General features: G+C 63.7%; 20 protein-coding genes. 9 read left to right on the top strand and 11 right to left on the bottom strand.

What is annotated here, in order from left to right:
* Positions 1-141: 141 nt before the first annotated feature.
* On the top strand, positions 142-900 hold the full coding sequence (locus tag FJ959_RS17955; protein ID WP_140631159.1) for a copper homeostasis protein CutC: 759 nt from the start codon (positions 142-144) through the stop codon (positions 898-900).
* Entirely contained in the window at positions 897-1,391 is a 495-nt protein-coding gene (locus FJ959_RS17950; protein WP_140495733.1) for a GNAT family N-acetyltransferase, read from the top strand. The genes FJ959_RS17955 and FJ959_RS17950 overlap by 4 nt, the downstream gene beginning before the upstream one ends.
* 155 nt (positions 1,392-1,546) lie before the next feature.
* Here the strand turns inward: FJ959_RS17950 and FJ959_RS17940 are convergent, their stop codons facing one another.
* From FJ959_RS17940 to FJ959_RS17920, 5 genes are all read right to left on the bottom strand, one after another.
* Positions 1,547-2,926 (bottom strand): OFA family MFS transporter, encoded by a 1,380-nt coding sequence (locus FJ959_RS17940; protein WP_140495731.1) that lies wholly within the window; start codon positions 2,924-2,926, stop codon positions 1,547-1,549.
* Between the two features lie 239 nt (positions 2,927-3,165).
* The gene (locus FJ959_RS17935) at positions 3,166-4,188 is read right to left on the bottom strand and encodes an acyltransferase (RefSeq protein ID WP_140517169.1); all 1,023 of its coding nucleotides are present in this window, start codon (positions 4,186-4,188) and stop codon (positions 3,166-3,168) included.
* Between the two features lie 192 nt (positions 4,189-4,380).
* Positions 4,381-5,178, bottom strand: a complete 798-nt coding sequence (locus FJ959_RS17930) for a xanthine dehydrogenase family protein subunit M (protein ID WP_140631156.1) — start codon at positions 5,176-5,178, stop codon at positions 4,381-4,383.
* Positions 5,179-5,329: 151 nt separating this feature from the next.
* A complete protein-coding gene (locus tag FJ959_RS17925; RefSeq protein ID WP_140631154.1) occupies positions 5,330-7,681 on the bottom strand; it encodes a xanthine dehydrogenase family protein molybdopterin-binding subunit in 2,352 nt (783 codons plus the stop codon).
* Between the two features lie 93 nt (positions 7,682-7,774).
* Positions 7,775-8,263, bottom strand: coding sequence for a (2Fe-2S)-binding protein (locus FJ959_RS17920; protein ID WP_140521053.1), 489 nt, complete (start codon positions 8,261-8,263; stop codon positions 7,775-7,777).
* A 304-nt stretch (positions 8,264-8,567) separates the two neighbouring features.
* Here FJ959_RS17920 and FJ959_RS17915 point away from each other — a divergent pair, with 304 nt between their 5' ends.
* Both FJ959_RS17915 and FJ959_RS17910 read left to right on the top strand, forming a co-directional pair.
* A complete protein-coding gene (locus FJ959_RS17915) occupies positions 8,568-9,704 on the top strand; it encodes an FIST signal transduction protein (protein ID WP_140675765.1) in 1,137 nt (378 codons plus the stop codon).
* Between the two features lie 8 nt (positions 9,705-9,712).
* Positions 9,713-11,053 carry a hybrid sensor histidine kinase/response regulator gene (locus FJ959_RS17910; RefSeq protein WP_140495725.1) on the top strand — a complete coding sequence of 447 codons (1,341 nt, stop codon included), beginning with the start codon at positions 9,713-9,715 and terminating at the stop codon, positions 11,051-11,053.
* Between the two features lie 9 nt (positions 11,054-11,062).
* On the opposite strand, the gene FJ959_RS17905 is transcribed toward FJ959_RS17910, so the two are convergent.
* Positions 11,063-11,746, bottom strand: a complete 684-nt coding sequence (locus FJ959_RS17905; RefSeq protein WP_140495724.1) for a response regulator transcription factor — start codon at positions 11,744-11,746, stop codon at positions 11,063-11,065.
* A gap of 224 nt (positions 11,747-11,970) precedes the next feature.
* Between FJ959_RS17905 and FJ959_RS17900 the strand changes: the two genes are divergently transcribed.
* The 3 genes from FJ959_RS17900 to FJ959_RS17890 all read left to right on the top strand — a co-directional run bounded on the left by FJ959_RS17900 (position 11,971) and on the right by FJ959_RS17890 (position 14,498).
* Complete coding sequence (locus tag FJ959_RS17900) at positions 11,971-12,669, top strand: fumarylacetoacetate hydrolase family protein (RefSeq protein WP_140631152.1); 699 nt, start codon at positions 11,971-11,973, stop codon at positions 12,667-12,669.
* Positions 12,670-12,673: 4 nt separating this feature from the next.
* Positions 12,674-13,324: a maleylacetoacetate isomerase gene (maiA, locus tag FJ959_RS17895; RefSeq protein WP_140517184.1), complete on the top strand. Its 651-nt coding sequence runs from the start codon at positions 12,674-12,676 to the stop codon at positions 13,322-13,324.
* Between the two features lie 133 nt (positions 13,325-13,457).
* Positions 13,458-14,498 (top strand): zinc-dependent alcohol dehydrogenase family protein, encoded by a 1,041-nt coding sequence (locus tag FJ959_RS17890; protein WP_140517186.1) that lies wholly within the window; start codon positions 13,458-13,460, stop codon positions 14,496-14,498.
* On the opposite strand, the gene FJ959_RS17885 is transcribed toward FJ959_RS17890, so the two are convergent.
* Positions 14,495-15,394 carry a DMT family transporter gene (locus tag FJ959_RS17885; RefSeq protein ID WP_140555108.1) on the bottom strand — a complete coding sequence of 300 codons (900 nt, stop codon included), beginning with the start codon at positions 15,392-15,394 and terminating at the stop codon, positions 14,495-14,497. The genes FJ959_RS17890 and FJ959_RS17885 overlap by 4 nt on opposite strands.
* 108 nt (positions 15,395-15,502) lie before the next feature.
* On the opposite strand from FJ959_RS17885, the gene FJ959_RS17880 reads away from it, so the two are divergent.
* Positions 15,503-16,903: a PLP-dependent aminotransferase family protein gene (locus FJ959_RS17880; protein WP_140631149.1), complete on the top strand. Its 1,401-nt coding sequence runs from the start codon at positions 15,503-15,505 to the stop codon at positions 16,901-16,903.
* 23 nt (positions 16,904-16,926) lie between these two features.
* Here FJ959_RS17880 and FJ959_RS17875 read toward each other — a convergent pair whose 3' ends face one another.
* Positions 16,927-17,817 carry a LysR family transcriptional regulator gene (locus FJ959_RS17875; RefSeq protein ID WP_140631147.1) on the bottom strand — a complete coding sequence of 297 codons (891 nt, stop codon included), beginning with the start codon at positions 17,815-17,817 and terminating at the stop codon, positions 16,927-16,929.
* Positions 17,818-17,953: 136 nt separating this feature from the next.
* On the opposite strand from FJ959_RS17875, the gene FJ959_RS17870 reads away from it, so the two are divergent.
* The gene (locus FJ959_RS17870; protein ID WP_140631145.1) at positions 17,954-19,399 is read left to right on the top strand and encodes an MFS transporter; all 1,446 of its coding nucleotides are present in this window, start codon (positions 17,954-17,956) and stop codon (positions 19,397-19,399) included.
* 35 nt (positions 19,400-19,434) lie between these two features.
* Here FJ959_RS17870 and FJ959_RS17865 read toward each other — a convergent pair whose 3' ends face one another.
* The 3 genes from FJ959_RS17865 to FJ959_RS17855 all read right to left on the bottom strand — a co-directional run bounded on the left by FJ959_RS17865 (position 19,435) and on the right by FJ959_RS17855 (position 21,973).
* Entirely contained in the window at positions 19,435-19,932 is a 498-nt protein-coding gene (locus FJ959_RS17865) for a MaoC family dehydratase (RefSeq protein ID WP_140631143.1), read from the bottom strand.
* A gap of 247 nt (positions 19,933-20,179) precedes the next feature.
* Positions 20,180-20,608, bottom strand: a complete 429-nt coding sequence (locus tag FJ959_RS17860) for a phasin family protein (RefSeq protein WP_140495715.1) — start codon at positions 20,606-20,608, stop codon at positions 20,180-20,182.
* A 69-nt stretch (positions 20,609-20,677) separates the two neighbouring features.
* Positions 20,678-21,973 carry a DUF445 domain-containing protein gene (locus FJ959_RS17855; protein WP_140631140.1) on the bottom strand — a complete coding sequence of 432 codons (1,296 nt, stop codon included), beginning with the start codon at positions 21,971-21,973 and terminating at the stop codon, positions 20,678-20,680.
* Positions 21,974-22,182 lie beyond the last annotated feature (209 nt).

The following is a 22,182-nucleotide window of genomic DNA, read 5'->3' as shown; positions in this document are numbered from 1 at the left end:
TGGGTTAACTCATAACCATGTAGTTATAAGACTGTCAAGCAGGGAAATGCCCCCTGGTCCAATGCGCCGTGCCGTTCCTGCTTTCGCGCCCGCCGCGCGGGTGCTACGGGCTTCTCACAACATCATGGACAGGATCACACCTTGACTGAAGAAGCCCGCCCGCCGCTGATCGAAATCTGTGTCGAGGGCATTGATGGCCTTCTGGCCGCACAGGCCGGCGGCGCCGACAGGGTCGAACTGTGCGCCAGCCTCGTCGAAGGCGGCATCACGCCGAGCTTGGGAACCGTGCGCGCCGCGCTCGACCAGGCGATTGTGCCGTTCCATGTCATGGTGCGGCCGCGTGGCGGCGATTTTCTCTACAGCGAAACCGAGTACCGTTCGATGCTGGCCGACGTAGCCGCCCTGCGCGACCTCGGCGTGCCCGGCGTGGTGTTCGGCTGCCTCACCGCCGAAGGCACCATCGATGAGCGCCGCATGAGCGAACTGACGGAGGCCGCCGGCGGCCTTAACGTCACGTGTCACCGCGCTTTCGACATGACGCGCGACCCGGCCGAGGCTTTGGAAGCGCTGATCCGTTGCAAGGTCGGCCGCGTGCTGACCAGCGGCCAACGCGACACGGCGATGGAGGGCCTGTCGCTGCTGGCGGACCTGGTGCGACAGGGGGGCGACCGCATCGTCATTCTCGGCTGCGGCGGGCTCGATCTCGGCAACATTGCCGAGGTGCGGCAAAGGACCGGACTGTCCGAAATGCATTTCGCCGTCCTTAAGGACGTGCCCAGCGCCATGCGCTACCGCAATCCCAAGGTCGGCATGGGTGGCTCCGATCTCGACCGCGAGTATCGCAATACGCTCACCGATACGCCGCTTGTGGCAGCGACGATCGGGGCGGCCAAGGCATGACCGCCCTCTCCCCGATCAGCCGTGTCAGGCAAAGCGACGAAGCGGCCATACTCGCGCTCAACAACGAGCATGCCGCCGAATTGTCGTGGCTTGAGCCCGAGCGCCTGTCTTTCCTGCTTGGCGAGGCGTTCTATGCGCGCCGCATCGGCGCGCTCGAAGCCTTCATCATGACCTTCGATCAAGGGGCTCGGTACGACAGTCCGAATTTTCTCTGGTTTCGCGAACGCTACGAGCGCTTCGTCTATGTCGATCGCGTCGTGGTGGCGGCGCAAGCTCGTGGCCGCGGCCATGCCCGCCTGCTCTACCAAGACCTGTTCGAGCACGCCACGCGCGCCGGCCATGCACTGGTCACATGCGAGGTCAATGCCGACCCGCCCAACCCGGCTTCGGACGCCTTCCATGCAGCGCTCGGCTTCACCGAGGTCGGCGACGCGGTGATCCATGGCGGCAAGAAGGCGGTGCGCTACTACGTCAGGCGGATCATCGCCTGAGCGCTGCTCCTTTCCAGGTCTCTGCCACTACTGGAACAACGCCGCTGCACTGACCAGCGTCGTCCAGAACCCCCACAACAGCGGGATGCCGACCAGCAGCCAGGCAAGGACCAATTTGACAGAATTGCTGTTGTCTTGCGCCATGATCACTCTCCTTACGCTGCAGCCGGTTCGGCCTTCATGTGGAACCGTGCATCCACCGGCCGCATCATCAGGTTGAGCAGGAAACCGACGACGAGCAGGCCGGCCATGATGTACATGGTGACCGTGTAGGCATCGGCCTTCGCTACTCCTGCATCGATCTGGTACTGCCTGATGTAGTTGACCAGGACCGGCCCCAGCACGCCCGCCACTGACCACGCCGTCAGCAGGCGGCCATGGATGGCACCGACATACCGCACGCCGAAGACATCGCGCAGATAGGCCGGAATGGTGGAAAAGCCGCCGCCATACATGCTCAAGATGACGCCATAGAACAGCACGAACAGGAACACGTTGCCCGACTGGCCCGTCCACGGCACCACTGCATAAAGGATCACGCCCAGCACGAAGAAGACCGCGTAGGTCGTCTTGCGGCCGATATAGTCGCTGGTCGACGCCCAGAAGAAGCGGCCGAGCATGTTGAAGATCGATAGCAGGCCGACGAAGCCGGCGGCGGCGGCCGGCGTGATGCGTCCCGGGAACATCTCCTGGCTCATGGCGGAGGCTTGGCCGAGGACGCCGATGCCGGCCGTCACGTTGAGGCACAGCACGCCCCACAACAGCCAGAACTGCGGTGTCTTCAACGCGTCGTCGAGATGGACGTTGGCGGTTGTCACCATCGTGTTTTGTGTCGTCGGCGGCGTCCAGCCGGCCGGACGCCAGCCATCGGGCGGCACCCTGACGATGACAGCGCCGATCAGCATGAAGATGAAGTAGACAATGCCCAGCACGATGAAGGTTTCGGCGACACCGATATGCTGCGGGGTCGAAAACAGCTTCAGCAGATAGACCGAAAGCGGCGAAGCGATGAAGGCTCCGCCGCCAAACCCCATGATCGCCATGCCGGTCGCCATGCCCGGCCGGTCGGGAAACCAGGTGATCAGCGTCTTGACCGGCGAGATGTAACCGAGCCCGAGGCCGATGCCGCCCAGGACGCCGTAGCCGAGATAGATGATCCACAGTTGATGCAAGGTGACGCCGAGCGCCGACACGATGAAACCGCCGCCGAAACAGCAGGCGGCCGCGACCATCGCCTTGCGCGGGCCGACGCGATCCAGCCAACCGCCGCCGAAGGCTGCCGCGAGGCCAAGAAACAGGATCGCGATCGAAAAAATCCAGCCGAGTCCGGTCAGCTTCCAGTCGTCGGGCGCCGAATCGGTGATACCGATCAGTTTCGACATCGGCAGGTTAAAGACGCTGAACGCGTAGGCCTGACCGATGCAAAGATGAATGCACAACGCCGCCGGCGGCACCATCCATCTGCTGAAACCGGGCTCGGCGATCGTGCGCGAGCGGTCGAGCCAGCCGCCGGCGTTTTCCCTGGTCGTTGCCATTCCATCCTCCCATGCAATGCTCCGATTCGAATAAACTAGGCGGAGCACGGGGCGGGACAACAAGGAATAGCTGCCATAATACCAATGTCTAAGGACATTGGGCTATCCGGCAAGCAGATCGCCAGGTCACCCCTGGCTATATTAGGACGAACTTACCAAACAAGCTGCCGGACAGGCGGCATCGAGCGAGGCTGACCTTGGCCGCTAGGCAACGCAAGGGAGGGACACTGCGGCGTCACTCACCAGTTGCGGTTCAGCCACTCACGCGACGGCCGCTCGATGACATAATAGCTGCAGAGCGCGCAGGCAAAGACCCCAGCCAGCATCAGCCATGGGTCGCTGCCTCGCTCATAGACGAATTTGTAGAATGGCTGCTGCCACAGATAGAGCGAATAGGACCATAGACCCAACGTCGCCATAGGCCAGGACGACAGCAGTCCAGAAAACAATCTCGTGCTGAAATCGAGAGCGTTGACGGCAAGCGCCAGGAGCGGCACGGCGACCAGATAGTGGATCGGGGTTGGTACCGGGTCCATGAACAGAAGCACCGCCGCGATGGCCGCCGCCACCGCCACATAAGGGCCCTTCAACAGGGCCGGCAGCTTGCCGTCGGTCTTCAGCAGGCAGATGGCGGCCGACAGCAGGATCGACGCAATATGCACGTCGGTGCGCCAGTATGTGGTCTCGTAGTCCATGTGCAGGAACCAGTACGAAACCGCACCGTTTGCCATGGCCAGCACCGCCAGCACCAGGAGCAGCGGGATGACGCGGCTACGGCTTGCGACAAGTGCGCTGATCGCTGCCAGGATGATGTAGGCATGCTCTTCGACACAGAGCGACCAGATGTGGTCGAGCGCGCCGGCGCGGTTCACGAGAATTCCGGCATAGTTGTAGGTGAATGTCAGCGCCGTCAGCGCCGCCTTCCATTTGAAGGCGACGAACGTGCCCGACAGCGCAATCATCGAAACGATCACGAACACCAGCAGCGCGGGATAGATGCGGGAGAAGCGGCGCTTGAAGAATTTCTTCAGCGGGTAGCGCTCGACGAACAGGATCTCGGCCATCAGCCGGCCGCTGAGCACGAAGAAGAATTCGACGCCCAGTACGCCGAGATTGATCCCTGCAACGGGAAAGAAATGGCCAATGAGCACCAGCGCGATCGAAAGTCCGCGCCAGCCGTCGAGATAGGCCAGTCTTGTCCTGGCGGATCTGTCGGCGACGGATCTTGGCGGCACAACATGCGTCGCGGAGATGTCGGTCATGCCGCTCCCTTCGCATTGAAACATGCGAATAGGGTCGCAGGTCGTGATGAACACTCCGAACCCGGCTCGCGTTTGATCGCCGGCATAGTGCAGTGCAATATCGCTTTGTGCAAGTGCGAGATTGCCACAATGCGCCCATCTGCGGAAAAGGGGCGAGAAGTCCCTCTCCTGCCTGACAGGAGCAGGAAGGAATCAGGCGTTGGCGGCGGCCACCGCGCGCTTAGCCATGACCGCGACCAGATTGGCACGGTAGTCGGCGGAAGCGTGGATATCGCTCATCAGCTTGGTCGCCGGCACCTTGACGCCGTCGAGCGCCGAAGCCACGAAGTCCTTCGCGAGCGCGGCCTCGATCTCCTTCGAGCGGAAGACGCCATCGTCGCCGGCCCCGGTCACGGCCACCCTGACGCCGTCCTCACCCTTGGCCACGAACACGCCGACAATGGCGTAGCGGGAGGCCGGATTGCGGAATTTTTTATAGGCTGCCTTTGCCGGTGCGGTGAAGGTGACGGCCGTGAGGATTTCGCCGTCCTCCAGCGCCGTCTCGAACAGGCCTGTGAAGAACTTGTCGGCCGCGATCTGGCGCGTGTTGGTAATGATGGTGGCATTTAGCGCCAGCATGGCCGCTGGATAATCGGCCGCAGGGTCGTTGTTGGCGATCGAGCCGCCGATCGTGCCCCTATAGCGCACTGCCGGATCGCCGATCAGCGATGCCAGATGCGCGAGCGCCGGGCAGGCCTGTTTCAACTTGTCGTCGCTGGCAACATCGAAATGCGTGGTGGCGGCGCCGATCGTGACTGCCCTGCCGGACATTGTCACGCCTTGCAATTCCTTGATCCGCGACAGGTCGACGACATCGGAGGGGGCCGCCAGCCGCGTCTTCATGGCCGGGATCAGGGTCATGCCGCCCGACAGCAACTTGGCGTCGCCGCCCGTGACGAGCTTCGCGGCATCGGCGACTGAGGCGGCGCGGTGGTAATTGACTGCGTACATTTGGAGGCTCTCCCTGGTGAAGAGTGGATAGTCAGTAGTCAGTAGTGATTAGTGAGTAGCATTGGTCGGTAATTTGGTGAATAGCGGGTGATCAATTGCCGCGGCAACCGCGTTTTTGTTCACTACTCACTATTCACTACTCACTCTCCTTTCAGTGCTTCGCCGCCGCACGGATCGCGGCCCACACCGTGGACGGCGAAGCCGGCATGGCGATATCCGCGATTCCTATGGCGTCGGTGATGGCGTTGATCACCGCCGGCGGCGAGCCGATAGCGCCGGCCTCGCCGCAGCCCTTGATGCCGAGCGGATTGCCCGGACACGGCGTGTTCGAGGTCGAGACCTTGAACGAAGGCAGGTCATCCGCGCGCGGCATGGTGTAGTCCATGTAGCTCGCTGTCAGAAGCTGGCCGTCGGCATCATAGTGGGCGCCTTCGAGCAGTGCCTGGCCGATGCCCTGCGCGATGCCGCCATGCACCTGGCCCTCGACGATCATCGGGTTGATGATGTTGCCGAAATCGTCGGCCGCGACGAACTGGATAATCTCGGTCGTTCCGGTCTCCGGATCGATCTCGACCTCGCAGATGTAGCAGCCGGCCGGAAAGGTGAAATTGGACGGGTCGTAAAACGCCGTCTCCTTCAATCCCGGCTCCATGCCACCGGGCAAATTATGAGCGGTATAGGCCGCCAGCGCCATCTGGAACCACGGCACGTTTTTGTCGGTGCCGGCGACCTTCAGCGCGCCGTTCTCGATGACGATGTCGCCCTCGTCGGCCTCGAGCAGGTGCGCCGCGATCTTCTTGGCCTTGGCCTCGACCTTGTCCAGCGCCTTGGCAATCGCCGACATTCCGACCGCGCCCGAGCGCGAGCCGTAGGTACCCATACCCATCTGCACCTTGTCAGTGTCGCCATGGACGATCGAGACGCTGTCGATCGGCACCCCAAACCGTTCGTTGACCAGTTGCGCGAAGGTCGTCTCATGGCCCTGGCCATGGCTGTGCGAGCCGGTCAGCACCTCGATGGTGCCGGCGGCATTGACGCGCACCTCGGCCGATTCCCAAAGGCCGACGCCCGCGCCGAGCGAGCCCACCGCGGCCGACGGCGCCAGGCCGCATGCTTCGATGTAGCAGCTCATGCCGATGCCGCGCAGCTTGCCGTTCCTGGCGGCCTCCGCCTTGCGCCCGGCAAAGCCGGCATAGTCGGCGGCCTCCATGGCCGCGTCGAGCGAGGCGCCATAGTCACCGGCGTCATAGTTCATGATGACCGGCGTCTGGTGCGGAAACGTGGTGATGAAGTTGGTTCGCCGAAGCTCCGCCGGCGACACGCCGAGTTCCCGCGCCGCGGTCTCCATCGTGCGCTCGATGAGATAGGTGGCTTCCGGCCGCCCTGCCCCGCGATAGGCATCGACGGGTGCCGTGTTGGTATAGACCGTTCGGACATTGGCGTGGATCGCCGGGATATTGTACTGACCCGACAGCAGCGTCGCGTAGAGATAGGTCGGCACGCAGGACGAGAACAACGACATGTAGGCGCCGAGATTGGCCAACGTGTCGACCTTGAGGCCGGTGATCCTGTTGTTCTTGTCGAAGGCCATTTCCACTGTCGAGACATGGTCGCGGCCATGCGCGTCGGAAAGGAAACTTTCGGTGCGGTCGGCTACCCATTTCACCGGCACGCCGGTTTTCTTGGACGCCCAAAGGCAGACGATTTCTTCTGGATAGATGTAGATCTTGGACCCGAAGCCGCCGCCGACATCGGGCGCGATGACGCGCAATTTGTTTTCCGGCGCGATGTTGTAGAAGGCGCTCATCACCAGCCGGGCGACATGCGGGTTTTGCGAGGTCGTCCAGCAGGTATAGTGGTCTTCTGCCCTGTCATAGTGGCCCAGCGCTGCCCGCGGCTCCATGGCGTTGGGCACCAGCCGGTTGTTGACGATTTTCATGCGGGTGACGTGGGAAGCCGCGGTGATCGCCGCGTCGGTCGCCTTGGCGTCGCCGATCTCCCAGTCGAAGATCAGGTTGTTTTCGGCTTCCGGATGGAGTTGCGGAGCGCCCTTTTCGAGCGCCTTCGTCGCATCCACCACCGCCTCGAGTTCATTGTAGGTGATCTCGACCGCTTCGGCGGCGTCGCGCGCCTGGCCCTTGGTGTCGGCGACCACGACGACGACCGCATCGCCGACATAGCGAACCTTGTCGACCGCCAGCGGCGACCAGGCTCCCATCTTCATCGGGGAGCCGTCCTTGGAATGTATCATCCAGCCGCAGATGAGATTGCCGATGCCATCGGCCTTCAGCTCCTTGCCGGTCAGCACGCCGATGACGCCCGGCATGGCTTGAGCCTTGTCGACCTCGATCTTCACGATCTGGGCATGCGCGTGCGGGCTGCGCACGAAGGCCGCATGCTTCATGCCGGGTACCACCATGTCGTCGACATAGCGACCGGCGCCGGTGATGAACCGCTTGTCTTCCTTGCGCGCCACGCGAGCGCCAACACCTTCAATGCCCATCAGAAATTCCTCCCGAATTGTAAGGCAGTAGGTGAGTAAGGCAGTAGGGCAGTAGGGGAATTGGCTCTGGTCCGTACTGCCGTACTGTTCATCTCACGCCGCTTGCCTGACCTTGCCGCTCATCCCCTCCGATGCGGCGAGGATCGCCTTGACGATGTTGTGGTAGCCGGTGCAGCGGCAGATGTTGCCCTCGAGCTCTGCGCGCACCGTCGCTTCGTCGAGGCCCTCGGGGTGGCGCTTGATCATGTCGGCCGCCGTCATGATCATGCCCGGCGTGCAGAAGCCGCATTGCAGTCCGTGATGCTCCTTGAACGCCGCCTGCACGGGATGCAGGTCGGCACCGTTGGCAAGTCCCTCGATCGTCACCACGCTCGATCCGGACGCCTGCACCGCGAGCATCGTACAGGACTTCACCGCCTTGCCGTCGACATGGACGACGCAGGCGCCGCATTGCGAGGTGTCGCAACCGACATGGGTGCCGGTGAGGCCGAGATTCTCCCGCAAGAAGTGAACCAGCAGCGTCCGGTCCTCGGCCGCACCGCGGACCTGTTTTCCGTTCACCATCAACGAAACGTCCGACATGAATCCTCCCTGGGTATCACCTTGGTCATCACGCTGCCGACGCGGTGTTGGCTTCGGCCATGCGTTATTCGTACACCGCACAAGCCGTAAAAAACAGCGCGGCGCAAAAGCCGGATCATTGTACTTTCGGCCATGGCAGGGCGAAACACGCATTCCCCTCGCCCCATTGCCAAAATGCCGATTGGCGGCAACAATGGCTTTCGACGTTGGCGCAAGAAGCACATCAACAGCCGCGCACAGGCAGCGTCGGAGGAAATGCGGGAGAACGTCGCTGACCGTTTCACGGACGCGCTACGCATGCGGTTTGTCGGCGCTGACCACGGACGAGCCCGACCCCGACGTCTTCGCACGCGCGGTGGCGGCGGAGGCGGCCGCCATCGAGGCCGGCTTCGCCCTGTTATTCTTTTCCCAGCGCCTTGTCGAGGCCGGCGCCCTTTCGCGCGCAATCGCGGCTCATGCGCCGGCGCTCCACTACGCCGGCTGCTCGACCGCCGGCGAAATCACGCCGCAGGGCCTCGAGGAGGGCCATATCCTCGCCATGCTGCTCCCTTCGGCGTCGTTTACCGCGGTCAGCACCACGGTCGACAACCTGTCGTCATCGGGCTTGGACAGGGTCACTGGTGATGTCGAGGATCTGCGGCGCACGCTGTATGGGCGCATCGGCGGCGAGCGGGCTGGGAACACCTTCGCGCTCTGTTTCATCGACGGACTGTCCTATGCCGAGGAAGCGGTGAGTTCGGCCATCCATTGGGGCCTCGATGACATACCACTGCTCGGCGGTTCCGCCGGTGACGACCTGAAATTCGAGACGACGAGCCTGATCTCCAACGGCAAGGTCACCTCCGACAGCGCCATCATCGTGCTGGTCGCCACGGAAATCCCTTTCCATGTCTTCAAGACCGACAATTTCGTTCCCACCGACGAAAAGCTGGTGGTCACCGCCTCCGATCCCGATCACCGCATCGTGCGCGAGTTCAATGCCACCAATGCGGCCGAGGAATATGCCGCTTCGGTCGGCATCGTCGCGCAGACGCTGACGCCGCTGAGCTTCGCCTCGCATCCGGTGGTGGTGAAGGTAGGCGGTGAATATTACTGCCGCTCCATCCAGAAGATGCATGCGGACGGCTCGCTGTCGTTCTTCTGCGCCATCGACGATGGTGTCGTGCTGTCGATCGCCCAACCCAAGGACATGGTGGAATCGACCCGCGCGGCTCTGCTCGACGTCGAGGCGAGGCTTGGCGGCATCGACATGATCATCGGCTTCGACTGTGTCCTGCGCCGGCTGGATGCGCGCAACCGCCAGGTCTTTCGCGAGATTTCCGAACTCTACCGGGTCAACAACGTCATCGGCTTCGGCACCTATGGCGAACAATACCGGTCGATGCATCTCAACCAGACCTTCACCGGCATCGCCTTCGGCGAGCGCCCGGCCGCCGAGTGAGCGCTGCCGTGCCCCTCAAGGACATAGACGATCCCGACAGGCTGAAGAAGATCAACGCTGCGCTGGTCAGCCGCGTCGAGCGCTCGATGGACCAGCAAGGCAACGCTTTCTCGCTGTTCCAGACCGCGATCTCACTGGAAAGCAGGGTACGCGCCCGCACCGAGGAACTGCACTCGACCTTGCGGCGGCTGGAACAATCGAACATCGACCTCAGCGCCGCCAAGGAAAATGCCGAGCAGGCGAACCTGTCCAAGACCCGCTTTCTCGCGGCGGCCAGCCACGACGTGCTGCAGCCGTTGAATGCGGCGCATCTGTCCGTCTCCGCCCTTGCCGAAGTGCAGACCAGCGACGAGGGCCGGAAACTGGTACGGCAGGTCGAGCGCTCGCTGGAGACGATGGAGGACCTGCTGCGCACGCTGCTCGACATTTCCAAGCTCGATGCGGGTGTGGTCCAGCCCGACATTGGCGACGTCAGCCTGGAGGCGCTGTTCTCGTCGCTGCGGTCGGATTTCCAGCCTGTGGCCGAACTGAAGGGCCTGTCGCTGAAATTCCGCGCCGTCAACGCAGTGGTTCGCTCCGATCGCACGCTGCTGCGCCGCATCCTGCAGAACATCCTCTCCAATGCGCTGGGCTACACCCGCTCGGGCGGTGTCCTTGTCGGCACCAGGCACCGCGGCGATGCCATCCGCATCGATGTCGCCGACACCGGCTGCGGCATTCCCGACGACCAGCGCGAGGCGGTGTTCGAGGAATTTCATCGCGGCATCATGCCTGCCAATGCCGAACTCGCCGGCGGCGGCCTCGGCCTTGGGCTGGCCATCGTGCGGCGCATCGCCGGCGCGCTCGGCCATCCCGTGACGTTTTCCTCGAAGGTCGGTCGCGGCACGATTTTTCACATCGATGTCCCCGTCGGCATCGGTGCCACGGCGGACGCCGTCGCCAGCGCTGCAAGCCTGGAGCGGCCGCGCGGCTACGGCTTGTTCGGCACCAAGGTTCTGCTGGTCGAGAACGATGTCGAGGTGCTGCAGGCGATGACCTCGTTGCTCGAACGCTGGCAATGCCTGGTGCGCGCCGCGACCTCGACCGACGACGCGCTCGACATGCTCGGCGACACGGACTGGGTGCCCGACATCGTCATAGCCGACCAGCATCTCGACGGCGGCGATCTCGGCACCGCCACCATATCGAAGGTCCGCCGCTATCTCGGCCGCGCGGTGCCGGCGCTGATCGTCACCGCCGACAGTTCCGAAGCCGTCGCCAAGGCGGCGCGGGCCGGCGGCATCGAGTTGATGCGCAAGCCGCTCAAGCCCGCGCAACTAAGGGCGCTGCTGGCACATCTGCTGGCTTAGACCTGCCCCTCAAAACCCCGCCTGATCCCTGAAAAGCTCCGCATTATCAAGCTTCGAAACCTCGATCACCGCTTGCGTGCGGCTGTAGACGTTGAGCTTGCGCAGGATCTCCGAGACGTGCGCCTTGACTGTGGTCTCGCCCACTTGCAGCTCATAGGCGATCTGCTTGTTGAGCAGGCCCTGGCGTAGCATCTGCAACACGCGCAACTGCTGCGGCGTCAATGTCGAAAGGCGCTGCACCATGTCGGCGCGGTCGGTGCTGTCGGCGTCGGGCGGGCGGCCCTCATAAGTTTCCGGAACATAGATGGCGCCTTCCATAACCGAGCGTATAGCGTTGGCCAGATCGCTCTTGCGCGCCGATTTCGGGATGAAGCCGGCAGCACCGTAGGACAGCGCCTCGGAGATGATCTTGGGCTCCTCGTAACCGGACACGATGACCACGGGCAGGCGCGGATAGCGGGTCCGAAGCTGCAGCAACCCCTCGAATCCGTGCACGCCGGGCATGCTGAGATCGAGCAGGGCAAGGTCGAACGGCTTTGTCCCGGCCAGCAGGTCGAGTGCTTCGGCGATCGAGCGCGCCTCCACCGTGTCGACCTCCGGATAGGCCATCTGCACGGCGCTGTGCAGCGCCTCGCGAAACAGCGGATGATCGTCGATGATCAGGAACCGGGCGCTGTCAGTGGCTGCTGTCATGTGGCTCGTTTCGGTTTGCCGGCCGCAGCATAATCCCGCGACCATGGCTGACTTATTGGCAAATAGTCTATCCCAGCGGACGATGCATCGCCGCGAAAGTGATGGAAACTCCGGATTCCTTATACGGCCGGCCGGCCAATGCTTTATGAAAAGCGACGCCTTGCCCGGCCTCTCAATTCGGCCGAAGGTGCCCGCGGCCCGACATCCAACTGCAGAGACAGACCATGACCGCCTTTGTCCTCCCCGCTCCGCCAACGCCCTCGGTCGCAGTGGCCGGCTCGAACGAGCGATTTGCGGTGCGCCGCATCTTCTGCGTCGGGCGCAACTACGCCGCGCATATCAGGGAGTTCGGCAATGACGAGCGCGATCCACCCTTCTTCTTCACCAAGCCCGCCGATGCGGTGGCAGACTCCGGCGCCACGATCCCCTACCCGCCGCTGACGACCAACCTGCACCATGAGATCGAACTGGTGGCCGCGATCGGCAAGCCGGGCTTCCGCATCCCGCGCGCCCAGGCGCTGGATCATGTCTGGGGCTATGCCGTCGGCATCGACCTCACCCGCCGCGATCTCCAGGACGAAGCCAAGAAAGCGGCGCGGCCCTGGGACTGGTCGAAGGCTTTCGACCGCTCCGCGCCGTGCGGTCCTCTGGTTCCCGCGCAAAAATCCGGCCATCCGAGCCAGGGCCGTATCTGGCTGGCTGTCGACGGCAAGATCCGGCAGGACGCCGATCTCGCCGAGTTGATCTGGCCGATCTCCGACATCGTCTCGATCTGCAGCGAAGGCATGGAATTGCAGCCAGGCGACCTCATCTTCACCGGCACGCCGGCCGGCGTCGGCGCGGTCAACCCTGGGGAGACGATGACCGGCGGCGTCGACGGCATCGGCACGATCGAAGTGACCATCGCCCAGCCAAATCGGTGAGTGCATGAGCGACATCGTCCTTCACAACTACTACCGCTCCTCCACCTCCTACAGGGTGCGGATTGCGCTGGAGATGAAGGGGCTGACCTATGACTACGTGCCGCATCACCTGCGCCATGGCGAGCATCTCGAACCGGCCTATCTCGCGGTCAACCCGCAGGGCCTAGTGCCGGCGCTGATCCTGGGCGACGGCACCCTGCTGACGCAATCGCTGGCGATCATCGAATTTCTCGACGAGACGACGCCCGAACCGCCTCTGCTGCCGAAGGACGCAGTTGGGCGCGCCCGTGTCAGGATGCTGGCGCAGATGATTGCCTGCGATATCCATCCGGTGAACAATCTGCGTATCCTGACCGCGCTGCGAACCCTGTTCGGCGCCGGCGACGAGGATGTCGCCAAGTGGTTCCGGCACTGGGTCAAAGAGGGTTTCAAGCCACTCGAAGACCTGTTGATGGCTTCGCCCGAGACCGGCACCTTCTGCCACGGCGACACGCCGGGGCTGGCCGATATCTGCCTGGCGGCACAAGTCACCAGCAATGCCCGTTTCGGCGTCGATATGGCGCCCTACCCGACGATCTCGCGCATCAACGCCGCTTGCATGGCCCTGCCGGCCTTTCAGAACGCCGCGCCGCAAAACCAGATCGATGCCGAGTAACCTTTTCGGCGACGCGCAGCGTCGCCATCGGCGTATGCCCAAACGGCCGGCTTGTCTGGCGGAATCGATTTCCGCTTGACCGGCCAGGGAATCGGCTATCGTTTCCCGAAGTGCGCGCAAGGTGGAGTTGCCGATGAAAGCCGTCGTCTTCGAAAAATTCGGCGAGGCGCCGACGATCCAGACCGTTCCCGATCCGAAGCCGGCGCCGGACGGCGTCGTCATCAAGGTCGAGGCGACAGGCCTGTGCCGCAGCGATTGGCACGGCTGGATGGGCCATGACGCCGATATCCGCTTGCCGCATGTCCCCGGTCACGAGCTGGCCGGCGTCGTGGTAGCCGCCGGCAAGCAGGTGACCCGCTGGAAGGCTGGCGAGCGCGTCACCGTCCCGTTCGCCGTCGGCTGCGGCCATTGTTTCGAATGCACGTCCGGCAATCACCAGGTCTGCGAGCACCAGTCCCAGCCGGGCTTCAACGCCTGGGGCTCGTTCGCCGAATATGTCGCCATCGAGCACGCCGACACCAACCTCGTGCGCCTGCCCGACGAGATGGAATTCGCCACTGCCGCCAGCCTCGGCTGTCGCTTCGTCACCTCGTTCCGCGCCATCGTCGACCAGGGCCGGGTGAGGCCGGGCGAATGGGTGGCGGTGCATGGCTGCGGCGGCGTCGGCCTGTCGGCGATCATGATCGCCAGCGCCATGGGTGCCAATGTCATCGCCATCGACCTCACCGAAGAGAAGCTGGACTTTGCCAGGAAGATCGGCGCGGTGGCGACCATCAACGCGGCGACGACCCCGAACGTCGTCAAGGCGGTCAAGCAGATCACCAATGGCGGCGTGCATATGTCCATGGATGCACTCGGTCATCCCACGACCTCGTTCAATTCGATCGCCAATCTGCGCCGGCGCGGCCGCCATGTGCAGGTCGGCCTGATGCTGGGCGATCACGCCCGCCCGCAGGTTCCGATGGACAAGGTGATCGCGTTCGAGCTCGAAATCCTCGGCAGCCACGGCATGCAGGCCTACCGCTACCCCGCGATGATGGAGATGATCCGCACCGGCAAGCTGAAACCCGAGCTTCTGGTCGGCAAGAAGATCAGCCTTGAGGAAGCGCCGGCTGCACTGATGGCGATGGGCGGCTTCGAAGGCATCGGCATCGGTGTGGTGACGAAGTTTTAGCCAGCGGCGCCGGTTGCGGGCCGTGGCAAATCCCGCCTGGCAAACTTTTTGGCGCCGAATACGCACAGCACCACGCCGAGCGTGATGACGACCATCAGGGGGCTGACCTGTTCATGCAGCAGGGACGCCGCCAGGGCGAGGCCAAAGAAGGGCTGCAGCAGTTGCAACTGCCCCACGGCGGCGATGCCGCCTTGCGCGAGGCCGCGATACCAGAACACGAAGCCGATCAGCATGCTGAACAGCGAGACATAGGCAAGCCCGATCCATGCATTGGTCCCGACCGTGGCGAAGGACGGTGGCAAGGTGACCAGGGTCACCACCAGCATGACCGGCAGTGACAGCACCAGCGCCCAGCAGATCACCTGCCAACCGCCCAGCCTGCGCGACAGCGCGGCGCCTTCTGCGTAGCCCAGGCCGCAAACGACGATTGCGGCGAGCATCAGTGCATCGCCAACCGGCGAGGCCGTCACGCCTTGCGCAAGGGCAAACCCGCCCACCAGCGCGCTGCCGAGGCATGAGAACAGCCAGAAGGCCGGTCTCGGCCTCTCGCCCCCGCGCAGCACGCCGAAGATCGCGGTCGCCAGCGGCAGCAGGCCGACGAAGATGATGGAATGAGCAGAGGTGACATGCTTCAGCGCCAAGGCTGTCAGCAAGGGAAAGCCGACCACCACACCCAACGCGACGATGACAAGCGACATCAGGTCATGACGCTCCGGGCGCTTCTCGCGGAAGACGAGCAGCAGCGCGAGGCCAAGCAAAGCTGCTATCACCGCGCGCGCCGACGTCAGGAATGTCGGATCGAGATCCATCACCGCCACGCGCGTTGCCGGCAAGGAGCCGCTGAAAATCAACACGCCGATGAATCCGCTCACCCAGCCGCTCGTCGTCTTGTCCATTGCAGGCACTCCATCCGTTGCGCCCTCTATCGGGCCCATACCCATGGCGTCACCAGAGACAATGCAGTACAATTCAACAAAACTGTAATGGTTTGCCGGAAGGTACAGATGAACGTATCAGCGAGATTCGACAACAGCGGAACCCTTGTCGAAGGCGTCATGTCCACCATCCGCCAGCGAATTGCCGCGCGCAGCCTCACGCCCGGCGCCCGATTGCCCTCGATCCGCGCCTTCGCCAAATCCATGCAGGTTTCCAAATCGACAGTGGTCGAGGCCTATGAGCGACTGGCGGCGGAAGGCGCGATCCGTTCCCGGCCAGGCTCCGGCTTCTATGCCGCCGGATCGCTGGCGCCGCTGTCGCTGGCCGAGATCGGCCCCCGACTCGATCGCGCCGTCGATCCGCTCTGGGTTTCGCGGCAGTCGCTGGAAGCGGGCGATGAGATGCTGAAGCCCGGCTGCGGCTGGCTGCCCGCCTCGTGGATGCCGCAGGCAGCGCTGCGTCGCGCGCTGCGCAACGTGGCGCGCGCCGATGATGTGGCCCTTGCCGACTACGGCACGCCGCTCGGGCTGCCGCCGCTGCGCCAATTGCTGGCGCGGCGCATGGCCACACATGGCATCGAGGCTTCACCCGAACAGATCATGCTGACGGAATCGGGCACGCAGGCCATCGATCTCCTGTGCCGGTTCCTGCTCGAACCCGGCGATACAGTGCTGGTCGACGATCCCTGCTATTTCAATTTCCACGCACTGTTGCGTGCCCATCAGGCCAAGGTCGTCAGCGTCCCCTATACGCCATCGGGGCCGGATATCGACTTGTTTGCGCAGGCGCTGGCCGAGCATCGGCCGCGCCTCTACATCACCAACTCCGCCATCCACAACCCGACCGGCGCGATCCTGTCGCCGGTCACCGCGCACCGGCTGCTCAAGCTCGCCGATCAATCGGACCTGACCATCGTCGAGGACGACATCTTCGCCGATTTCGAACACGCTCCTGCCCCAAGGCTCGCGGCTTTCGACGGTCTCGAGCGTGTCGTCCATATCGGTAGTTTCTCCAAGACGCTTTCGGCCTCGATACGCTGCGGCTTCATCGCCGCGCCCCGTGACTGGATGGAAGGGCTGGCCGACCTCAAGATCGCCACCACCTTCGGCGGCGGGCGGCTCGCGGCCGAATTGGTGCTGACCCTGCTCAGGGATGGCAGCTATCGCAAGCACATGGACCTGCTGCGCGCCCGGCTCTCACGCGCCATGATCGAGACAGGCGCTCGGCTGAAGGCGATCGGGATCACGCCCTGGATCGAGCAGCCCGCCGGTCTGTTCCTCTGGTGCAGCCTGCCGGATGCAGTGGACGCAGCCGAGATTGCCCGCCGCGCGCTTGCAGCCAATGTCGTGCTGGCGCCCGGGAACGCGTTCAGCCTGTCGCGATCAGCCAGCCGATTCCTGCGCTTCAACGTTGCACAATGCGAAGACGAGCGGATTTTCAAGGTGCTGGAGGCAGCCATGCCGCGCTGACGGCTGCGGCGCGGCTTGCGCGATCAGGACTTCACGCAAATGTCGCGCACGCAACTCCGCAGCCAGCGCTGCGCCGGATCGGCATCGAGCCGCGGATGCCAGAGCATGGAAATGGTGACCGCCGGAATGTCGACCGGCAGGGAAAAAGTCTGCATGCCGGCGCGCGCGCCTTGCGTATGCCGCTCGGGCACGCTGGCGATCAACTCCGAGGCGCGCGCCATCGCGAGCGCGGCCGAAAAACCGGAAGCCATGCACACGACCATTCGTTGCAATCCGAGCCGGCTCAAGGCCTCGTCGACCGGCCCCCTTTCGCGGCCCCGCCGCGAAACATTGATGTGGCGGCCGGCCGCATAGCGTTCCGGCGTCATCGCGCCCTGGCCCAGCGGATGGCCGCTGCGCACCGCGCAGACGAAACGGTCGCGAAAAAGCGCCTGGATGCGCACCTCCGGCCCGGTCTCGCCGGCCACACCTACTTCCAGGTCGATCGCCGCTTCGCGCAGTGACGCCATGTCCTTGTCCGACTTCGGCGCGAAACGCAGCCGCACGACCGGCGCATCGGCCTGGATGCGGGCGATCAGGCGCGGCCCGAACTCCTCGACGAAGCTTTCATTGGTGCGCAGCGTGAAGGTCCTCTCCAGGCCCGGCAGATCAAGCAGCCTCGCCGGGCGCAGCAGCGTTTCAGCATCCTGAACCACACGGCCGACCTGCTGGCGCAGTTCCTGCGCGCGTGGCGTTGGAACAAGGCCGCGACCGGCCCGCACCAGCAGCGGATCTCCCGTCGCCGCGCGCAACCGCGCCAGCGTGCGGCTCATCGCCGAGGGGCTGAGCCGTAATCGCGTCGCCGCACGCGCCACGCTGCCTTCGTCCAGCAGGACATCGAGGGCGACGAGCAGGTTGAGATCGGGCGGCGACATGGTTCGATCCTAGCACGAAATCCGCTGATGTGGCGTGCAACGCACGAATAGAATGCAAATGCTGCGCGTTCCGCCACATCCTGCAAACGATTAGATCTTCGAAGCTTCGACCTGAAGCCGACAAAGGGAGATCGCCGTGGCAGTCACTGAGCAACATCGCAACGAGCACGCATCGGTCGCACAGAAAATCCCATCGGCTGGATGGGCGCTGGCGAGCCTGTCGCTGGCCACGCTGCTGTCGTCGCTCGGCACCAGCATCGCCAGCGTCGGCCTTCCCTCGCTGATGCAGGCATTCGATGCCTCGTTCCAACAGGTGCAATGGGTCGTGATTGCCTATCTGCTCGCCATCACCATCCTGATCGTCGGTGCCGGGCGCCTCGCCGACATGCTCGGCCGGCGGCCGCTGCTGCTTTTCGGCATCGCGCTGTTCACATCGGCGTCGGTGCTCTGCGGCCTCTCGCCCGCTTTGTGGCTGCTGATCGCGGCGCGGGCGGTGCAAGGGCTTGGCGCGGCGCTGATGATGGCGCTGACATTGGCCGCTGTCGCCGAGACGGTGAGCAAGGCCAGGACCGGCAGCGCCATGGGCCTGCTCGGCGCCATGTCTGCCATCGGCACCACGCTCGGCCCCTCCATGGGCGGCCTGCTGATCGCCGCTCTCGGCTGGCGTTCGATTTTCCTGGTCAACGTGCCGCTCGGCATCCTGACCTTTGCAATGGCCTGGCGTGCTTTGCCTGCCGGCAACCGGACGGTGCGGACCGGCCAAGCCAGCTTCGATGGTTTGGGCACGGGCCTGCTGGCCCTGGCATTGGCGGCTTACGCATTGGCGATGACACTGGGTAGAGGCAGTTTCGGCCCCATCAACATCGGCCTGCTGGTCGCGGCTGGCATCGGCATCTTCCTGTTCGCCACGGCGCAAAGGATGGCGAAAAACCCATTGGTCGAGCTTTCCGCCTTCCGCGATCTCTCGCTGAGCACCAGCCTGGCCATGAACCTGATCGTCGCCACGGTGATGATGGCGACCTTGGTGGTTGCGCCGTTCTATCTCTCGCGCGGGCTCGGACTGGACGCGGCAAACGCCGGACTGGTGCTCTCGACAGGCCCGCTGGTTTCGGCGCTGTCGGCGTTGCTTGCCGGACGCCTTGCCGATCGCTTCGGAGCCAAAAGGATGATGGTCGCGGGCCTGCTCGGCCTTGCCACGGGCACGTTCCTCCTGTCCCTGGCGATAACGACACTCGGCATCGTCAGCTATGTCGTCCCCATCACCGTGACCTGCTTCGGCTATGCCCTGTTCCAGACAGCGAACAACGCCGCCGTCATGAGCAGCGTCGGCGGCGGTCAACGCGGCGTCATCTCCGGCCTGCTCAATCTGTCGCGCAACCTTGGCCTCATCACGGGCGCCTCCGTGATGGGCGCCCTATTCGCCGCCGCATCGGCCGGAGGACGTGAAGCCGGCGGCCAAGGCATGCTGACGTCAGCGGCGGCGGCCAGCGGAATGCAGGTGACCTTCCAGACGGCAACGGCACTGGCGGTGGCGGCGCTGGCGCTCAGCCTTTTGCCGAGCCGGCGGGCGGAGAATGCCTGACGAAGATCAATTCAGGGGGCTTGGGCGAATGCCGCTCAGGCCCCTGCCCGCTTGCGGCGCTCATAGAGCATGACCAGCGTCTCGGCCGTCAGCGCCGGCTTTTCCTCGCCCTCGATCTCGACGGTGTTGGCGGCCTTCATCAGGTATTGGCCCGGCCCCCTGTCCTCCATGGACAGCAGCGTGGTGCGCAGCCGGATGCGTGCGCCCACCTTGACCGGCGCCAGGAAACGCACCTTGTCGAAGCCGTAGTTGAAGGCGGCCTGCGTGTTCTCGGGCACGATTCCCATGCCGAGCGCCAGCGCGCCGATGATCGACAGCGTCAGATAGCCATGGGCGATCGTCGTGCGGAACGGGCTTTGCCGCCGCGCCCGTTCGGGGTCGATATGGATCCATTGATGATCGCCGGTGCATTCGGCGAACTGGTTGATACGGTTCTGGTCGACTGTCGTCCATTCCGAGACGCCAAGCTCCTGCCCGGACATCGTCCTCAACTGCTCGTAGGTCGGCGGCGTCTTAGGCCGTATTTCGGTCATTCCTGTTTTCCCGATAGCTTCCAACGCTTCCGCACCACGAACCGGCGGCCTCTGTCAATTCGCCCTGCATGATTCGGTCCCCTTGGGATCGATGCGAATCCTGGCATCACTCTACGTCAAGCCGTGTTCGCCCGGCCTTGGCATTTGAGGGTACCCATGGTGTAAAGGCATAGCGGCCGATGAAAGAGCATCCGAACAAACTTCGCCTGGCGCAGGGTTGGCAGGCAACCGGTCTTTGTCACGCAAGCTACTTCTTCTCGTAGCCGGCGCGGATTTCCTCCATCGCCTCTTTGATGCGCATGCGCAGGATGTCGACCGATTCGGTGCCGGATTTCCTGACCAGCTCGGCCACTTCGCTGGCATTCTTCAACGTAGTCTCGAAGGATTTCCTGGCGAACTCAGTCTGTTTGGCCATCAGGTCCTGCGGCGTGCCGGGCGCTCTGTAGCCTTGCGTCATGTCGGCAATTTCGCGCAGCGTGTCCTGCAGCATCTCGCGTTGCCTGGAGAACAGCGACGACGCGCCGGCGGCACTTGCCCGCGCCGATTTCTCCAGCGCTTCAAGGTTCTTGCGGTGGTGCGCGAGGATCGCCTCGACATCGACATTGGGCAGTTTCAGGTCACGGCCGAACCGGCCGAACATGTCCGTGAAGGAATCGGAATCCGGTTGTTTGGCCATGCTCATCTGCTCCCCTGTTGCCGCGACTGCTGATGCCCGTCCATGAGAATAGGGCATGGCGTGCGCCCGTCAATTGACGAGAAACAGCCGCTCAGCTGTGTAAAGCGCGATGCCAGCCAGACCGCCAATGATCATGCCGTTGAAGCGGATATATTGCAGGTCCCGGCCGATATTCATCTCGACCAACCGCGTCAGCTGCGCCAGGTCCCAGCGCTTGACCTGGTCGGCGATGAATTTCGATACGCCGCTCTTCTGGCTCTCGACGAAAGAGGACAGCGCCACCACGAATCCCTGGTTCATGTCGGCCCTGATCTTGGCGTCTCCGGCCAGATGCCGGCCGACCTCGACGAACATGTTGGCAAGATGCGCGCGGATGATCGATCGCGGCGCCTTGGCATCCTGCTCGATGAACAGGCTGAGGCTTTCCCATATGTCGCCGGCCAGCGCCTTGACTTCCGGCCTGGCGAGGAAATCGCGCTTCAGCTTCTCGGCGCGCCTTGCATATTGCTTCGACGTTCTCAGCCGCTCGACGAAGCCCTGTGCGAAACGATCGAATTCTGCGCGCATCGGGTGCTCGGGATCGGCTCTCACCTCGTCGAGCAGCGAACCGGCCGAGGCGACGATCTTCTTCAGGAGATAGGCGTCGGCCCTGAACAGGTTGAACAGCGACGGCAGTTCCTCGCGGATCTTTTCGCGCATGGTCGTCAGCGCCTGTTCATCGTTGAGGAACTGGCCGATCACCTTGATGAACTCATCGAACAGCCTCTGGTGACGGCGATCGTCGGTCAGGGCCGAGAGCAATTCGGCCGCCAACGGCGCCAGCGGCACTTTTTCGATCTGCTCCAGCATCCGGCTGGTGACGAAGCCGCGCAGCCCCGATTGCTCGACGGCGGCAAGCGTCTGCGGAACCAGGCGCACGACGAAACGCGACAGGCCCGCGGCACGTTCGGAATCGGCCAGCCAGTCGGCTACGAGCGCCGAGAAATCGACCTCGGCCAACTTTTCGCGCACCGGCTCGGGGGCAAGGAAATTGGCTTCGATGAAACGGCCGAGATTATCGGCGATACGGTTCTGGTTCTCGGGAATGATCGCGGTGTGCGGGATCGGCAGACCGAGAGGCCGCTTGAACAGCGCGACCACCGCATACCAGTCGGCCAGGCCGCCAATGGTCGCCGCCTCGGCAAAAGCGGCGACGAAGCCGAGCCAGGGATAGGTGCTCTCGAAGGACTTGGCCAGGGCGAACACGGCGACGCAAAGCGCAAGTGCCGCCGTGGCGACGAATTTGGTCCGCCGCAGCATTACAATCTTGGCATGCGCGTCGGCATCATATCCGCCGGAAGCCAGGGCCGTGGCTGATTGTGACATGTCAGAGCCGCTCCTCGTCGATCTCTGATCTATTTAGAGCATTCCAGGAAAGGTGTGTAACGCTGTTCTCTGGAAAAGCGCCTAGCGCTTTCCCCAGGGAATTGCGTGAAAACAAAGAGTTAGGGCGGTCGGCCATTCTGCCGATCACTGGACCGCTCTGGTGTTTCGCCCGAGAAAATGCGCGTGACAGCCGATTCGGCCCGCGTCTT

The sequence above is a fragment of the Mesorhizobium sp. B2-2-4 genome, assembly GCF_006442375.1.
Lineage (GTDB): Bacteria > Pseudomonadota > Alphaproteobacteria > Rhizobiales > Rhizobiaceae > Mesorhizobium.
The sequence above is the reverse complement of the archived record's forward strand: the minus strand, read 5'-3'. Positions and strand labels throughout refer to the sequence as shown.

Coding starts and splice junctions, on each gene's coding strand:
- FJ959_RS17950 (WP_140495733.1), top strand. CDS start 897: ATGACCGCCCTCTCCCCGATCAGCCGTGTCAGGCAAAGCGACGAAGCG.
- FJ959_RS17940 (WP_140495731.1), bottom strand. CDS start 2,926: ATGGCAACGACCAGGGAAAACGCCGGCGGCTGGCTCGACCGCTCGCGC.
- FJ959_RS17935 (WP_140517169.1), bottom strand. CDS start 4,188: ATGACCGACATCTCCGCGACGCATGTTGTGCCGCCAAGATCCGTCGCC.
- FJ959_RS17930 (WP_140631156.1), bottom strand. CDS start 5,178: ATGTACGCAGTCAATTACCACCGCGCCGCCTCAGTCGCCGATGCCGCG.
- FJ959_RS17925 (WP_140631154.1), bottom strand. CDS start 7,681: ATGGGCATTGAAGGTGTTGGCGCTCGCGTGGCGCGCAAGGAAGACAAG.
- FJ959_RS17920 (WP_140521053.1), bottom strand. CDS start 8,263: ATGTCGGACGTTTCGTTGATGGTGAACGGAAAACAGGTCCGCGGTGCG.
- FJ959_RS17905 (WP_140495724.1), bottom strand. CDS start 11,746: ATGACAGCAGCCACTGACAGCGCCCGGTTCCTGATCATCGACGATCAT.
- FJ959_RS17900 (WP_140631152.1), top strand. CDS start 11,971: ATGACCGCCTTTGTCCTCCCCGCTCCGCCAACGCCCTCGGTCGCAGTG.
- maiA (WP_140517184.1), top strand. CDS start 12,674: ATGAGCGACATCGTCCTTCACAACTACTACCGCTCCTCCACCTCCTAC.
- FJ959_RS17890 (WP_140517186.1), top strand. CDS start 13,458: ATGAAAGCCGTCGTCTTCGAAAAATTCGGCGAGGCGCCGACGATCCAG.
- FJ959_RS17885 (WP_140555108.1), bottom strand. CDS start 15,394: ATGGACAAGACGACGAGCGGCTGGGTGAGCGGATTCATCGGCGTGTTG.
- FJ959_RS17880 (WP_140631149.1), top strand. CDS start 15,503: ATGAACGTATCAGCGAGATTCGACAACAGCGGAACCCTTGTCGAAGGC.
- FJ959_RS17875 (WP_140631147.1), bottom strand. CDS start 17,817: ATGTCGCCGCCCGATCTCAACCTGCTCGTCGCCCTCGATGTCCTGCTG.
- FJ959_RS17865 (WP_140631143.1), bottom strand. CDS start 19,932: ATGACCGAAATACGGCCTAAGACGCCGCCGACCTACGAGCAGTTGAGG.
- FJ959_RS17860 (WP_140495715.1), bottom strand. CDS start 20,608: ATGGCCAAACAACCGGATTCCGATTCCTTCACGGACATGTTCGGCCGG.
- FJ959_RS17855 (WP_140631140.1), bottom strand. CDS start 21,973: ATGTCACAATCAGCCACGGCCCTGGCTTCCGGCGGATATGATGCCGAC.